This window comes from Kitasatospora sp. HPM-01-4, from assembly GCF_051374625.1.
Classification (GTDB): Bacteria; Actinomycetota; Actinomycetes; order Streptomycetales; family Streptomycetaceae; genus Kitasatospora.
Genome location: NZ_JBPQGP010000005.1, coordinates 7,659,717 through 7,674,373, shown reverse-complemented (window position 1 = coordinate 7,674,373; position 14,657 = coordinate 7,659,717). Strand labels below are relative to the sequence as shown.

Annotated in this window: 10 protein-coding genes; 4 read left to right on the top strand and 6 right to left on the bottom strand. The window is 72.7% G+C overall.

From position 1 onward, the window contains the following. Positions 1–99: 99 nt before the first annotated feature. Entirely contained in the window at positions 100–2,067 is a 1,968-nt protein-coding gene (locus ACSMTC_RS33215) for a glycoside hydrolase family 5 protein (protein WP_436563443.1), read from the bottom strand. A gap of 261 nt (positions 2,068–2,328) precedes the next feature. Further along, positions 2,329–3,042, bottom strand: a complete 714-nt coding sequence (locus ACSMTC_RS33210; protein ID WP_436563442.1) for a TetR/AcrR family transcriptional regulator — start codon at positions 3,040–3,042, stop codon at positions 2,329–2,331. 149 nt (positions 3,043–3,191) lie between these two features. On the opposite strand from ACSMTC_RS33210, the gene ACSMTC_RS33205 reads away from it, so the two are divergent. After that, entirely contained in the window at positions 3,192–4,688 is a 1,497-nt protein-coding gene (locus ACSMTC_RS33205) for an APC family permease (RefSeq protein WP_436563441.1), read from the top strand. 51 nt (positions 4,689–4,739) lie between these two features. Then, entirely contained in the window at positions 4,740–6,377 is a 1,638-nt protein-coding gene (locus ACSMTC_RS33200; protein WP_436563440.1) for an amidohydrolase, read from the top strand. Positions 6,378–6,430: 53 nt separating this feature from the next. Here ACSMTC_RS33200 and ACSMTC_RS33195 read toward each other — a convergent pair whose 3' ends face one another. After that, positions 6,431–7,612: a PP2C family protein-serine/threonine phosphatase gene (locus ACSMTC_RS33195; RefSeq protein WP_436563439.1), complete on the bottom strand. Its 1,182-nt coding sequence runs from the start codon at positions 7,610–7,612 to the stop codon at positions 6,431–6,433. Positions 7,613–8,046: 434 nt separating this feature from the next. Between ACSMTC_RS33195 and ACSMTC_RS33190 the strand changes: the two genes are divergently transcribed. Further along, positions 8,047–8,832 (top strand): HAD family acid phosphatase, encoded by a 786-nt coding sequence (locus tag ACSMTC_RS33190; RefSeq protein ID WP_436563438.1) that lies wholly within the window; start codon positions 8,047–8,049, stop codon positions 8,830–8,832. Between the two features lie 177 nt (positions 8,833–9,009). On the opposite strand, the gene ACSMTC_RS33185 is transcribed toward ACSMTC_RS33190, so the two are convergent. Then, positions 9,010–9,198 carry a hypothetical protein gene (locus tag ACSMTC_RS33185; RefSeq protein ID WP_436563437.1) on the bottom strand — a complete coding sequence of 63 codons (189 nt, stop codon included), beginning with the start codon at positions 9,196–9,198 and terminating at the stop codon, positions 9,010–9,012. A gap of 109 nt (positions 9,199–9,307) precedes the next feature. Between ACSMTC_RS33185 and ACSMTC_RS33180 the strand changes: the two genes are divergently transcribed. Continuing rightward, positions 9,308–11,173, top strand: coding sequence for a hypothetical protein (locus tag ACSMTC_RS33180; protein WP_436563436.1), 1,866 nt, complete (start codon positions 9,308–9,310; stop codon positions 11,171–11,173). An 83-nt stretch (positions 11,174–11,256) separates the two neighbouring features. Here ACSMTC_RS33180 and ACSMTC_RS33175 read toward each other — a convergent pair whose 3' ends face one another. Together ACSMTC_RS33175 and ACSMTC_RS33170 are read right to left on the bottom strand one after the other, a co-directional pair. After that, positions 11,257–12,195, bottom strand: coding sequence for a patatin-like phospholipase family protein (locus ACSMTC_RS33175; RefSeq protein ID WP_436563435.1), 939 nt, complete (start codon positions 12,193–12,195; stop codon positions 11,257–11,259). A 123-nt stretch (positions 12,196–12,318) separates the two neighbouring features. Next, complete coding sequence (locus ACSMTC_RS33170; RefSeq protein ID WP_436563434.1) at positions 12,319–14,538, bottom strand: NADP-dependent isocitrate dehydrogenase; 2,220 nt, start codon at positions 14,536–14,538, stop codon at positions 12,319–12,321. Between the last annotated feature and the right edge of the window lie 119 nt (positions 14,539–14,657).

Genomic DNA, 14,657 nt, shown 5'->3' with positions numbered 1-14,657 from the left:
CGGGCGCTCCGGTCCGCGTGGCGCCCGACCGCGCGCGAGCGGCCGCAGGCCCGGCCGGCCGGCGCTCCGGGGGACGGAGGCCGGCCCGGCGCGGGCGGGTCAGCTCAGCGGTCGGCACAGCAGGGCGTCGGGCACCCCGCCGTGGTTCCACTTCCAGGTGAAGGCGACACCCGCGACGTACTCGTCGTCGGCACACTGGCCCTTGTAGTAGCCGGGTGCCCAGTCGCTGGCCACCGAGCCGCCGGTGGCGGGCCGGTTGTCGCCGTGGTCGAACCACACGTTGCGGCCGGTGGTCGCCAGTGCCGTGGCCGACGGGGCGCACAGCAGCGCGGACATCGCGTTGCCGCGCACGCTGTAGCCGACCGCGAAGGAGTTGTCCGGGCACTGCAGCTTGTTGTAGCCGGGGGCCCAGTCGCCTTCCGTCACATAGCGCTCGTCGGTGACCGGCACGTAGGCGGCGCCGGACTGCTGCGGCTCGCCGGAGTCCGTGCACAGCCCGCGGCTGTCGCCGCGGCCGAGCCCGGCCACCCGCTGGCCGTCCGGGCAGTCGCCCTTGCGCGCGCCGGAGTCCCAGTCGGGCTGTGCGAGCATCCGGGCGGAGACGTTGTAGTCGGTGTGGTCGAGGTTGAGCATGTTCCAGCGGGCGCTCCGCGCGACCGGTCCGGTCAGGCTCGGGGCGGTGACCAGCTTGTTCCAGTCGGCGGCCCGCCAGTCGCCCGAGTCGTCGATGCTGAGCTGGGTGCCGTCGGTGTCGTAGTCGAGCAGCGCCCAGTTGTCCAGCGGAGCACCGTTCCTGGTCCAGCCGACCAGCGGCCAGATCGCGAAGTCGGTGTCGTTGGCGGCCAGGATGTCGGTGAAGGTACCGAACCAGGCCTGCTCCTTGGCGTCGGTCGAGCCGCGGCCGGCCGCGCCGAACTCACTGACCCACACCGGGGCGGTGAAGTGCTGCCCGGACTGGGTGACGAAGAGCGCCTCCTGGTTCACCACCTGGGCGAGCTGGGCGGGCGTGAAGTCCTCGTAGCGCGGGTCACTGGTGGCCCCGAGGCCGCTGCCCGCACCGCTGTTGGCCGGTCCGGTGTACGCGTAGAAGTGCGCCGCGTAGACCAGCTTGTCGGAGCGGATCAGGGTGTTGGAGAGGTTCTGGACCGGCGTCAGCATCGGCCGCCCGTGCGGAAGTCCGTTCAGCGGTATGCCGTACCAGTTGATGCCCTCCATGATGACGAGCATGTCCGGGTCGGCCTCGAGGATCCGGTTGCCGGCCTCCTCGAAGGCGGCGTTCTCGTCGTGGCTGTCGCCCCAGCCCCAGTTGGGGTCGTCGAAGGTGTCGCGGCGCACCTCGTTGCGCAGGTCGGCGCCGACGACGCGCTTGTTGTCCTGGTAGCGCTTCACCATGAACAGCCAGTCGGCCTCCCACTGCGCCGTGGACTGGCCGCTGTTCCAGCGCTCGTTGCCGTCCAGGCCGCAGCACCAACGGGACGTGGTGGTGTGGTTGTTGAGGATCACCGCGAAGCCGTCCGCGGTGAGGGCCGAGACCACCGCGTCGTACACCTGCAGCGGGGTGTCGCCGCGCAGCTGCGGGTTGGCGGCGACGGCCGCGTCCGGCACCGGGGTGGTGTTGTGGACCATCGCGTTGGAGAACGGCAGCCGGATGCTGTTGATGCCGAGGCTGTGGAACCCGGCCAGGATCCGCGCCATCGGGGCACGGTCCAGGCCCAGCGGCATGTCGTGGGAGGGCTCGCCGTGCGCGTGGTTCGCCGGGTCGGCGGCGTCGCCGCTGCCGGTCCAAGTGCCCTGGGCGCCTTCCCAGTTGCCGGACATCAGCTTGAACCGGTCGCCGTTCGCGTCCACGATGAAGCGGCCCCTGGTGCTGAGCGGTCCACTCCAGGAGGCGCTGAGCTGGGCACCGGTCATCGCTCGTACCTTGGGCGCCGCGGCCGGTGCGGACGCGGGAGCGGCCGCCGCACCGCCGGTGGCCGTCCCGACGACCAGGGTGAGCGCGGCGCCGGCGACCGCCAGCGTACGGGTGAGGACGCCCCTGGTGGCCGGGCCTGTCCTACGGTCAGTCACTGCTTCACTTCTCCCTTGGGGAGCGGGGTCATGAGGGTTGACGTCGAAGGGCGCACTGCCAGGGGCCCTTCGAACCGTACGCATCCTGCCATGGTCAGGGAACGGCTCGAACACGGTGTTCTGACTATTCGTCATACGTTTGCCGTCCTGGACTTGAGATCCGGCGAGGCCGGCGCCGAAACGCCGCCCGTTCACGAGTGCCCCGTCGGCCCGTCAGCCCGTCGGCCCATCAGCCCGTCAGCCCGCCCTGGTGCCTGCCCGTCAGCCCGCCTGGCTGCCGCCCGTCAGCCTCGCCGCCGCCGCGTCGAGCAGCAGCTCCAGCGCGAACGGGTAGCCGCTGCGCCGCATGTCCGCCTCCAGCAGCCGCGCGGTGGCCGCGATGTTGGGGTGCGTGTGTGCGTCCAGGTGGCCGTAGCGTTCGTGCCAGACCCCCAGGTCGGCCGACTGTGCGGCGGCGGGCAGCGCCAGCGTGGCCGCGTCGAGGGCGGCGAAGGCCAGGCCCTGGTCGACGAAGGCGTGGTAGATCCGCACCGCCTCCTCGTCCGGGAACCCCGCCGAGCGCAGCACACCCAGGACCGCCTCCACCGCCCGGATCTCGTTGTCGCGCCCGGTCGTCCGGTGCGCGGCCAGCAGGGCCGCCTGCGGGTGGGCACGGTAGGCGGCGTGGATCCGCAGGCCGAGGTCGCGCAGGTCGGCGCGCCAGTCCCCGGTGGGCCGCCAGCCCGCCTGGGCGCGGCCCACCAGTTCGTCGGCGATGGCCAGTAGCAGGTCGTCGGTGCTGTGGAAGTACCGGTAGACCGCGCTCGGGTCGGCGCCGAGCGCGGCCCCCAGCCGCCGGACCGTCAGTGCCTGGGCGCCGTGCTGCCCGACCAGCCGCAGCGCCGTCTCGACGATCACCTGCCCGGAGAGCACGGTGCCCTGCTTGGTCGGCCGCCTGCGCCGCCGCTCCGGCTCCGGGACCACTCGCTCAGCCATGGCCGGAGCTTATGACAACGCCATTGACGTGGGAAGGGGGCGCCGGTTTCATGACCTGCTACGGCCCCTCCGGTCTCCTCGCCCACCCCACAGGGCTCCCTCCCCCACGCCCGAGCAGCCCCCTCCCCCACACCCAAGGCGGCAATCCATTGGCATCGACGGTCAAGGACCCCGGTACCGGTCCGAGAGCAGCGGCTCAGACCTCCTCCCTCACCATGCGCAAGTCGATCGGACTGGTCGACGGGGTGGCGATCGCCGCCTCCAGCACCGCGGCCACCAGCAGCATCGGCATCGGACTCGGTCTGATCGCCGGTGTGGTCGGCCTCCACCTGCCGGCGGTCATGCTGCTCGCCTTCCTGCCCGTGCTGGCCATCGCCGGCGGTTACGGACGGCTCAACCGGGTCGAGCCCGACGCCGGCAGCAGCTACCGCTGGGTCGGCCGCATCCTCAGCCCCTGGCTGGGTTTCCTCACCGGCTGGGTCAACACCGTCGGTACCGTCGTCTTCATGGCCTACACCACCACGGTGACCGGCTCGGCGATCATCCAACTGCTCGGCCAGGCGACCGTCCGCAGCGTCGCCGGCCTGCGCCTCGACCCGGACTCCACCCTCCAGTGCACCCTCCTCGGGCTGGTCGTGCTGTTCGCGGCCGCGCTGGTCGCGGTACGCGGTCTGGACCTCGCGGCCCGTCTGCAGAAGTACCTGCTGGTCTTCGAGTACGGTGTGCTGCTCGCCTTCTGCGGCTACGGCCTGTTCGCCGGCGACCAGCCGTTCTCGCTCCAGTGGTACAACCCCTTCGACATCCCCTCGGCGAGCGCTCTCGCCCAGGGCATGGTCCTCGCGGTGTTCTGCTACTGGGGTTTCGAGTCCGTCTTCAGCGTCGGTGAGGAGGTCCGCGACCCCCGGGACGCCTCCCGCGGCGGCGTCATCGCGCTGGTCGTGATGCTGCTGCTCTTCCTGCTCGCCGGCACCGCCTTCCAGCGGGTCCTGACGCCGCACGAGTTGGCCGACAACGGCGCGCAGGGCCTCGCCTACTTCGGCACCAGGCTCGCCCACCAGCCGCTCGCCGCCCTGCCGTTGATCGCCCTGATGTTCTCCGCGGTCGCCTCGCTGCAGGCCGCCGTCATCCCGACCGCCCGGGGCCTGTACGCGATGGGCCGCGACCGTGTGCTCGGACCGGTCTGGACCCGGCTGCACCCCCGGCACTCGACCCCGGCCGCCGGCACCCTGCTGATCACCGCGATCTCCGCCGCACTCGCCGTGCTCTCGCTGGTCATCCCCACGGTCAGCGACCTGATCTCCGCCGCCGTCAACGCGATCGGCATCGTCGTCGCCCTCTACTACGCGCTCACCGCCATCGCCGCCGCCGTACACTTCCGCCACCTGCTGCGCGGCTCCCCGCTGGAGGGCCTGCGGGCGGTGGTCGGCCCGGTGCTGGGCGCGCTCGTGCTGCTCACCGTCGGCGGCTACCTGGCCTGGAGCTTCTACGACTCCGCCGACCACTTCGAACTCGCCGCCGACAACGGCTGGTTCGAGCTGCTCGTGCCGGTGCTGATGGTCGGCTCCGGCCTGCCGGTGGCCGTCTGGGCCCACCGGCGCCGCCACTCGCCCTACTTCTCGGCCGGGCCGGACCGCGCCGATCCCTGACCCGCACCCGTCCCCGACCCGACCCACCTAGACCCGTCTGGAGCACCACCCATGACCAAGGCCGACCTGGTCTTCACCCATGGCCCCGTGTACACCGGCGACCCCGCTCGCACCCGGGCGAGCAGCCTGGCCGTCACCGGCGAACGGATCACCGCCGTCGGCCACGACGAGATCCACGAGCTGATCGGACCGAAGACCGAAGTCGTCGACCTCACCGGCAGGTTGCTGCTGCCCGGCTTCCAGGACTCGCACATCCACGCCGTCTTCGGCGGCACCGAGCTGGCCGACTGCGACCTCAGCGGCACCGTCGGCGTCGACGACTACCTGCGCCGCCTGCGCGAGTACGCCGACACCCACCCGGACCGGTCCTGGATCACCGGCAGCGGCTGGTCGCTGGAGAGCTTCGAAGGCGGTCTGCCCACCCGGCAGTTGCTCGACTCCGTCGTGCCGGACCGCCCGGTCTACCTGCTCAACCGCGACCACCACGGCGCCTGGGCCAACACCCGCGCCCTGGAGCTGGCCGGACTCACCCGGGACACCCCCGATCCGTCCGACGGCCGGATCGAGCGCGAGAGCGACGGCACCCCGAGCGGTGTCCTCCAGGAGGGCGCCACCGGTCTGGTCGCCCGCCTGCTCCCACCCGTCACCGCCGCCGACCGGCTGGCCGGACTCCTGCGCGCGCAGTCCCTGCTGCACTCGCTCGGCATCACCGGCTGGCAGGACGCCCTGCTCGGCGAGTTCAACGGCCAGCCCGACCCGTCCGACGCCTACGTCACGGCCGCCCGGGCCGGCACCCTCACCGCCCGGGTCACCGGGGCACTCTGGTGGGACCGCGACCGCGGCGCCGAGCAGATCCCCGAACTGGCAGAGCGGCGCGGCGAGTTGAGTCACGGACGGTTCCGGGCCGGTTCGGTGAAGATCATGCAGGACGGCATCGCCGAGAACTTCACCGCCGCCATGACCAGCCCCTACCTGGACGGCTGCGGATGCGCCACCGCCAACACCGGGCTGAGCTTCGTCGATCCCGCGGCCCTGTGCGAGTACGTCACCGCGCTGGACGCACTGGACTTCCAGGTGCACTTCCACGCCCTCGGCGACCGCGCCGTACGCGAGGCCCTGGACGCCGTCGAGGCCGCCCGCACCGCCAACGGCCGCCGCGACAGGCGGCACCACCTCGCCCACCTCCAGGTCGTCCACCCCGAGGACGTCCCGCGCTTCGCCCGGATCGGTGCCATCGCCAACATCCAGCCGCTCTGGGCCGCCCACGAACCGCAGATGGACGAGCTCACCATCCCCTTCCTCGGCCCCGAGCGCGCCGCCTGGCAGTACCCCTTCGGCGACCTGCTGCGCGCCGGCGCCACCCTCGCGGCGGGCAGCGACTGGCCGGTGAGCAGCCCCGACCCGCTCGCCGGTCTGCACGTGGCCGTCAACCGGATGGAGCCCGGGGCCACCGACGGGCGGGTCTTCCTGCCCGGGCAGCGGCTCGACCTGGTCTCCGCCCTGACCGCCTACACGGCCGGCTCCGCCCACGTCAACGGCCATGACGACGCCGGCAGCCTCCGCCCGGGCCACCTCGCCGACCTGGTCGTCCTCGACCGGGACATCCTCACCGCCCCGGCCGAGGAGATCGCCGCGGCCCGCGTCCTGCGGACCTACGTCGGCGGCACCCTGGTGCACTCGGCGGACTGACCGAGGGCCTGGTGCGCGACTCCGCAGGGCCGGGGTCGCGCACCGGGCCGACGTCACAACCGGGCGTCCGGCACGGCGGATCCGTCCGGCGGTGCGGATCCGTCCGGGGCGATGGCGAGGATGGCGACGTCATCGTGGAGGACGCGGGCGTGGCGGGGCAGGTCGGTGTCGAGGAAGTCGATGACCTCGGCGGGACTCGGGGCCGGTCCGCCGCCGAACCGGTGGCGCAGCCGGTCGAGGAGCGGGTAGAAGGATCCGGCCGGGTCGCGGGCTTCGATCAGTCCGTCGGTGCAGAGCAGCAGCACGTCGCCGTGGTCGAGCCGATGGGTGTGGGCGGTGGGGCGTTCGGCGGCCAGGGCGCCCAGGCCGAACGGGAGGGCGGGCGGTCCGGTGAGCGCCCGCACCTCGCCACCGGAGATCAGGACCGGCTCGATGTGGCCGTGGTTGACGATCGTCACCCGGCGGGCGCGGTGGTCGTACTCGATCAGGGCCGCGGTGACGAACAGTTCGGCGTCGGGGATCGCCTCCACCTCGCGCGCGATCCGGCGTTCCATACCGGCGGCCAGCTGAAGCAGATCACCGGCCTCGAACGCCACCTGGCGGAAGCTGCCGAGGATGTCGGCGACGGTGCCCACGGCGGGCAGTCCCTTGCCGCGGACGTCGCCGATGATCGCGCGTTCGCCGGCCGGGGTGGCGCAGATGTCGAAGAGGTCGCCGCCGACCAGGCTGCCGACCACGGCGGGGCGGTAGAGGCCGGCCGCGAGCACGCGGCCCACCCGGGGCGGCACCGGCCGCAGCAGGGTGCGCATCAGCGCCTCGGCGACCGAGTTGGCGTTGACGAGATGGGCCTCCTGGCGCCTTCGATGGGTGGCCAGGACCGCGCCGAGCAGGCCGACCAGCGCGGTGGAGATGTAGGCGGCGACGTAGTGACGCTCCCCCAGGTCGTGCGAGACGCGGCCGGCGCAGCAGGGGGTGCCCGCCAGCACGGCTTCGAAGCCGACGGCGAAGACCGTGATCGCGGCGACGCCGACCGGGCCGCGGGTGAAGGCGGCGACCAGCGGAAGGGCGATGAGCAGGAAGCTCACCGGCCACCGCACCGGGGTCACGGGTTCCAGGACCAGGACGGCCGCGACGTAGACGGCGGGCAGCCAGCGCATCCAGGCGGGCGGCGCGGGCACCTCCAGGCCGGCGGCGCTCAGCCGTGGCGCCGGGCGGCGAGCGGACGGGCGCCTCACCGCGGGCTCCGGGGTCGCGACGGAAGCGACTGGAACTCCCGCGGATCCTGGCAGAAGGTCCACTCACACAACCTGCACACACGGGCTCCCCAGCCGACCGTGATCAAGACTCACAGCCTGACCCGGCCATGCGGTGCGTTGCGGCGATTACGCCGAAAGCGGCATGCCGCAGACAGTCCGACAAGATGGCTCCACCCTCCCGCCCTCACCGCGGGACGCGCGGCGGCGGCGCGTGCGGCGTACGCTCACAGCGGGCTTGTGCGGCGTGCACGTACGGTGTGCGCGGTGTCCGCGACCACGCGCGTAGACGGCCCGTATGTGCCGCCTTGACCAGCTGAGTTACCCACCAGTAGGTTCTGGGACACCGCACCGGAAGACCAGCGACAGGCGCCCCAGGCCGTCGCGGCCCGGCGGTAGAAGGAGCAGGAAGCCCTATGGCCCGAAACACCCTCAACAGCCGTTCCAGGACCCTCGCCACCCTCGCGGTCGGCGTGGTCGTGGGCGGCGCGGTGGCCGGCGGCGGCTTCGCGGTCGCCGACTCCCCGGCCCCGAAGACCGACCGTCAGATCACCAACATGACCGACGAGGTCACCAAGATCAAGGCGTACTACGGCGACACCGTGGACGCCAAGGGCGAGCACTGGGCTTCGCCGGACAGCAACTACGCCGTCCAGGTCAAGGGCATCGAGAACAAGGCGCAGAAGTACCTGGAGAGCAAGGCCGCGCACGAGCGCGGCACCAGGAAGGCGATCGTGCTCGACGTGGACGACACCTCGCTGTCCACGTACAACTACGAGTTGGAGACCACCTTCGTCTACAACCCGGCGAGCAACGCGCAGTACATCGCCACCAAGACCATGCCGGCCGTGTTCGGGATGAACACCCTGGCCACCTGGGCCTCCAAGCACGGTTACACCGTCTTCTACGTCACCGGGCGCCCCGAGACGCAGCGCGCCGCCACCGCGGCCAACCTCACCGCCGTCGGGTTCCCGGCCCCGGACCAACCTCACATGTTCCTGAAGAACCCGGAGAACCCGCCGTCGTACCTGCCCTGCGGCAAGACCTGCACGGTGATCCAGTACAAGTCGGCCACCCGGGCGCACATCGAGAGCCTGGGCTACCGGATCGTCGCCAACTTCGGCGACCAGTACAGCGATCTGTCGGGTGGCCACGCCGAGAGGACGTACAAGCTCCCCAACCCGATGTACTACCTGCCCTGACGTAGCGTCAACCGGTTCCACCCGCCCCGCCCGGACGCTCAACGCACCGGGCGGGGCCGGGAATCGAAGCCCCCGCTCCTTCGGGCCGTCGGCGATCTCCTTGACGCGCAGACCTTCGCGGCGGGCCCGGGGTGCGTTCATCGGGGGTGCTCCAACGGTACGCGGCACTGGGATGGTTCACGGGGCGGACTGGCCGCGCAGGTCCTCCACGGCCGGGTCGGTCCGGTCGGTCCGGTCGGCGACGACCGGGACGGTGCGGTAGCAGCCGGGCCCGTCCCGGCGGGCCAGGTACCGGCCGAGTGCGGTGTTGCGCTGCGAGGGGTTCGCCGAAGACCTTCCGGGCCCTTGCGAGCCGCACCCTGTCACCCGGAAGGCTGACCAAGGCCACCGGCCCGCATCCGCTCGCCGAGCCGGGGCGTTGGTAGCCGGTGACGAACGGGCGGTGAGCCGATGCGGTCCGACTGGGTCCTGTCCGATGGAGAGATCCGCCGGACAGACCCCCCGCGCGGTGCTGCCCGCAGCCCTCCCCGCCAGACTGTCGAGGTTCGCCGTGCCGGTTGCCGCCATCGAGACCCCCGACCGATCCCAGGGCGCCGGAGTCCACGGAAGGCTGTGGCGGACCGGGCGTCCGGCGGTACGGCGGTGGGCCGTTGCGGCGCTGTGTCTGAGCGAGGTCGGCCTCCGCCTGTTCCTGGTCAGACACCGGGCGGTGCCCAGGGTCCACCCGGACGAGGACGCGTACCTGGTACTCGCCCGGGTGCTCGCCGGCGGCCGGGCCACGGCCAGCCCGGCCGGAGTGGTCGTGCCCGGGGGCTACTCGCTGCTGGTCGCGCCGGCCCTGGCGCTCGCGCACGATCCGGTGGCGGCGTACCGGCTCGTGCTGGTGGTGAACGCGCTGGTCGCCACCTCGGTACTGCCGCTGGGCCTGCTCGCGCTTCGGCGGATGGGAGTCGTGGGCTTACCGGCGCTCGCCGTCGCGGGCACCGCGTCCCTGCTGCCGCCGGCGGTGTTCTACTCGCAGTTCGCGCTGACCGACGCGATCCTGCCCGCCCTGCTGCTCGGCTGGCTGCTCTGTCTGCACTCCCTGCTCCGCGACGGCCCGCTCCGGCGACGGGCGGCCGGCGGTGTGGGTTTCGGCCTGCTGGCAGGCTATGCGATGTCGGTGCACGACCGGGGCGTGGTGCTCGCCGTGGTGACAGCCGGGGTGGTGCTCCTCGCCCTGGTGCGCGGCTGGACCGCGCGGGCGGCGGCGCTGCTCGCGGGTGCGGCCCTCGGCGTCTCGGCGGCCGCCGCCGTGCTGCTGGCCCGCTACCTGCAGGGCCGGTTCTCCGACGCCCCGCCGTCCTCGGTCGGGTCGCAGGCGCTGGCCGGTCTGCTGAACTCCGGCCTGCTGGGCCGCACCGGCGGCCGGGTGCTGGGCCAGCTCTGGTATCTCGCCGTCTCGACCTGGGGCATCGGCGGGGCCGGGATCGCGGCGTGTGCGGCTCTGCTGATGAATCGTCAGGTTCCGCTGGCAGAGCGGGTGGTGGCCTCTGCGCTGCTGACCACCCCGGTGCTGGTCGCGGGCGGTGCGGCCACCGCCCTGCCGGAGGACCACCGCCTCGACTACAACGTCTACGCCCGTTATCTCTCGCTCTTCGCCCCCGCGCTGTTCCTGGTCGGTTGCGCGGCGCTGCACCGGCTGCCACGACGGCCCCTGCTCCACCTCGCGGCGGCCGCCGCCGCACTGACCGGGGGGTGCGGAGCGGGCGTGCTGATGCTGGCCGGCCAGCGGCTTCGTACCGAGCAGTTCCTGCTGTGGGCCCTGCCGGACTCCTCGTTCCTCGCCGGCGACTGGCACTCCTTCCACCTGCTGCGCACCACCGCGGCGGCACTCGCCGTGCTGGCCCTCTGCGTCGGACCGGTCGCCGCGCTGGGCCGGCGTGCCGTTCCGTACGTCACCGCGGCGCTGGCCCTCTGGGCGGTCACGGCGACCTGCGTGATCACCGTCCTGGTCTCCCAGCCGGGGCTCGAACCTCGTTGGGCGGTCACCGGGTTCCCCCGTGCGGCCGGTCTGCGGCCCGACGACCTGGTCGCGCTGAGCGGTTCCCTGCCCCGCGCGATGCAGTGCGCGCAGGCCTTCGAGATCTACCGGGGCCGGGTCTGGTACGTGGACTTCACCCGGCAGCCCCCGCCGTCCGAGGCGAACGTGGCCGTGCTGCCCGCCCCGCGTCACGGTCCGCCCTCCGCCGTCTGGCCCGGGGCACCGCGTGACTGGCGGGTCGTCCGGTTCGACCCGGCCAACCGCCTCGTGGTCTGGCGTCGCGACCGCCCTTCCCCACCCCGGCCTGGGCACGGCTGACGGACGGGCCACCCGACCGCCGACGACGCGCCGGGCACCGTCTGCCGGGGCGGGTCCCCGGCAGACGTCGGCGGCCCGGCCGCTCAGCCGATCGGTGCCGGGGACTCCTGCCATACGGCGCCGACCCGCCGCGCCTGCTCGGCGGCCTGGCGGAGCCCGGCGCGGTAGGCGGGTTCCCAGGCCGTCCGGTCGTGCTGGTCGTGGCCGAAGACCCGGATCGTCTCCTGGTCGGGGCCGATCGTCACCACCGCCTCCGCCCCGGCCTCGGCGAGTTCCCGGGCGAGCGGTTCACGCGGGAACATGTGCGCCAGCGGCTCGATGACGACCAGTGCGCGGGCGCCCCGGGCCAGACCGGCGTTGGTTCCGGAGTGCAGACTGCCGTCCATGTACCGGCGGTCGCCGACGGTGATCGGCGGGTAGACGGCCGGGAAGGCGGTGCTCGCCGCCACGGCCGGGACCAGCGGTGCGCCGCCGGCCCGGTCGAAGACCTTCTGCTCTCCGGTCGCGGTGTCCGTCGCGGTGATGAGCAGCCTCCGGTCCGGCCACTGGGACGCACCGGCCAGGGCGCCCATCCGGGCGAGGTGCGCCTCCTCGGGACCGGTGTCGGCGGCGAGCGCGATCCGGCCCGCGTGGCAGCGAGCCCCGGTGGGGTCGGCCTCGGCCCCGCCGAGCACGGCGAAGACCTCGCCCATGCGGCGCCCGTCCACCCGGGTGGGCCTGGCGCCGGGGTCGTCGGGCCGCAGCGGGGTGGCGAGGCGGGCCGGGTCCTGGCCGGTGGCCAGCAGGGTGCCGACCACCGCGCCCGCCGAGGTGCCGACGGTGAGCTCGGCCTCGGCCAGGTCCACCCCGGCGGCGCGCAGGCCGTCGGCGAGCCCGGCCATCCAGGCGATGCCGACCACTCCCCCGGCGCCGAGCACGACCGCTCGCCGGTACGCCCCGGCGGGCGGGTACGCGGTAGCAGCCCCCGTATCCGGCAGCCGGGCCGCCCCGCGCGCGTCGTCCCCGTCCGTCACCTTCGCCATGTCGTCCCCCTCGTCCGAACCGTTGTCGGCCGCGACACTACCGGGCGGTGCGACGGGAGAGGCCCCCGGGGCCCGTCCGCGTGGACGGGTCCGGGGGCCTCCCCTTCGGTACTGCGACGCGGATCAGGCGAGGGTCGCGAGAGCCTCGTTGAAGATCTGCGACGGACGCATCACGGCCGCGGCCTTGGCCGGGTCGGGCTGGTAGTAGCCGCCGATCTCGGCCGGCGAGCCCTGGACCGCGATCAGCTCGGCGACGATGGCCTGCTCCTGCTCGGACAGGGTCTTGGCGAGCGGCGCGAAGGCCTCGGCCAGCTGGACGTCCTCGGTCTGCTTGGCCAGCTCCTGGGCCCAGTAGAGGGACAGGAAGAAGTGGCTGCCGCGGTTGTCGATGCCGCCCAGGCGGCGGCTCGGCGACTTGTTCTCGTCGAGGAAGGTGCCGGTGGCGCGGTCGAGCGTGTCGGCGAGGACCTGGGCGCGCGCGTTGCCCGTGGTCTGCGCCAGGTGCTCGAAGCTGGCCGCGAGGGCGAAGAACTCGCCCAGGCTGTCCCAGCGCAGGTAGTTCTCCTTGACCAGCTGCTGGACGTGCTTGGGCGCGGAGCCGCCGGCGCCGGTCTCGAACAGGCCGCCGCCGTTCATCAGCGGGACGATCGAGAGCATCTTGGCGCTGGTGCCGAGCTCCAGGATCGGGAACAGGTCGGTCAGGTAGTCACGCAGCACGTTGCCGGTGACCGAGATGGCGTTCTCGCCGCGGCGGATGCGCTCCAGGGAGAACTTGGTCGCCTCGACCGGCGACTTGATCTCGATCTGCAGGCCCTCGGTGTCGTGCTGCGGCAGGTACGCCTTGACCTTCTCGATCAGGGCGGCGTCGTGCGCACGGTCCTCGTCCAGCCAGAACACGGCCGGGTCGCCGGTGGCGCGGGCGCGGGTGACGGCGAGCTTGACCCAGTCCTGGATCGGCAGGTCCTTGGTCTGGCACATCCGGAAGATGTCACCGGCGTTGACCGGCTGCTCCAGGACGACGTTGCCCTCGGCGTCGACGACCCGGACCGTACCGGCGGCCTTGATCTCGAAGGTCTTGTCGTGGCTGCCGTACTCCTCGGCCTTCTGCGCCATCAGACCGACGTTCGGCACCGAGCCCATCGCGGCCGGGTCGAAGGCGCCGTGGGCACGGCAGTCCTCGATGACGGCCTGGTAGACGCCGGAGTAGCTGCTGTCCGGGAGGACGGCGAGGGTGTCGGCCTCCTGGCCGTCCGGGCCCCACATGTGGCCGGAGGTGCGGATCATGGCCGGCATGGAGGCGTCGACGATGACGTCGCTCGGGACGTGCAGGTTGGTGATGCCGCGGTCGGAGTCGACCATGGCCAGCGCCGGGCCCTCGGCCAGCTCGGCGTCGAAGGACGCCTTGATCTCCTCGCCCTGGGGCAGCGCGCCCAGGCCGTTGAGGATGGCGCCGAGGCCGTCGTTCGGGCTCAGGCCGGCGGCGGCGAGCACCTCGCCGTAGGCGGCGAAGGTCTTCGGGAAGAAGGCGCGGACCACGTGGCCGAAGACGATCGGGTCGGAGACCTTCATCATGGTGGCCTTCAGGTGGACCGAGAACAGCACACCCTCGGCCTTGGCGCGGGCGACCTGGGCGGCCAGGAACTCGCGCAGCGCGGCGACGCGCATCACGGAGGCGTCGACGACCTCACCGGCCAGCACCGGCACCGACTCGCGCAGCACGGTGGTGCTGCCGTCCTCGGCCGCCAGCTCGATGCGCAGCGAACCGGCCTCGGCGACGACCGCGGACTTCTCGGTGGAGCGGAAGTCGTCGGCGCCCATGGTGGCGACGTTGGTCTTGGAGTCGGCCGTCCAGGCACCCATGCGGTGCGGGTGCTTCTTGGCGTAGTTCTTCACCGAGCCGGGGGCGCGCCGGTCGGAGTTGCCCTCGCGCAGCACCGGGTTGACGGCGCTGCCCTTGACCTTGTCGTAACGGGCGCGGATCTCGCGCTCCTCGTCGGTCTGCGGGTCGTCCGGGTAGTCCGGCAGCGCGTAGCCCTGCGCCTGCAGCTCGGCGACCGCGGCCTTGAGCTGCGGGATGGAGGCCGAGATGTTCGGCAGCTTGATGATGTTGGCCTCGGGCGTCTTGGCGAGCTCCCCGAGCTCGGCGAGGGCGTCACCGATGCGCTGGCCCTCCTCCAGACGCTCCGGGAAGCTCGCGATGATGCGCCCGGCCAGAGAGATGTCACGGGTTTCCACACGGACGCCCGCCGTCGCGGCGTACGCCTGGACCACCGGCAGGAACGAGTACGTGGCCAGGGCAGGGGCCTCGTCGGTGTGCGTGTAGATGATGGTCGAGTCAGTCATCGGTGCTCCGCTTCACGGCTACAACGTCTTGATATCAAGATATCTCGTGATCGCCCCTCTCCGACACCCACCCCCGGGCGTCGGCGGCGGTCCATGCCGGTGGCGACGCGCTCCCGGCC

Coding starts and splice junctions, on each gene's coding strand:
- ACSMTC_RS33180 (WP_436563436.1), top strand. CDS start 9,308: ATGGAGAGATCCGCCGGACAGACCCCCCGCGCGGTGCTGCCCGCAGCC.
- ACSMTC_RS33210 (WP_436563442.1), bottom strand. CDS start 3,042: ATGGCTGAGCGAGTGGTCCCGGAGCCGGAGCGGCGGCGCAGGCGGCCG.
- ACSMTC_RS33190 (WP_436563438.1), top strand. CDS start 8,047: ATGGCCCGAAACACCCTCAACAGCCGTTCCAGGACCCTCGCCACCCTC.
- ACSMTC_RS33200 (WP_436563440.1), top strand. CDS start 4,740: ATGACCAAGGCCGACCTGGTCTTCACCCATGGCCCCGTGTACACCGGC.
- ACSMTC_RS33170 (WP_436563434.1), bottom strand. CDS start 14,538: ATGACTGACTCGACCATCATCTACACGCACACCGACGAGGCCCCTGCC.
- ACSMTC_RS33175 (WP_436563435.1), bottom strand. CDS start 12,195: ATGGCGAAGGTGACGGACGGGGACGACGCGCGCGGGGCGGCCCGGCTG.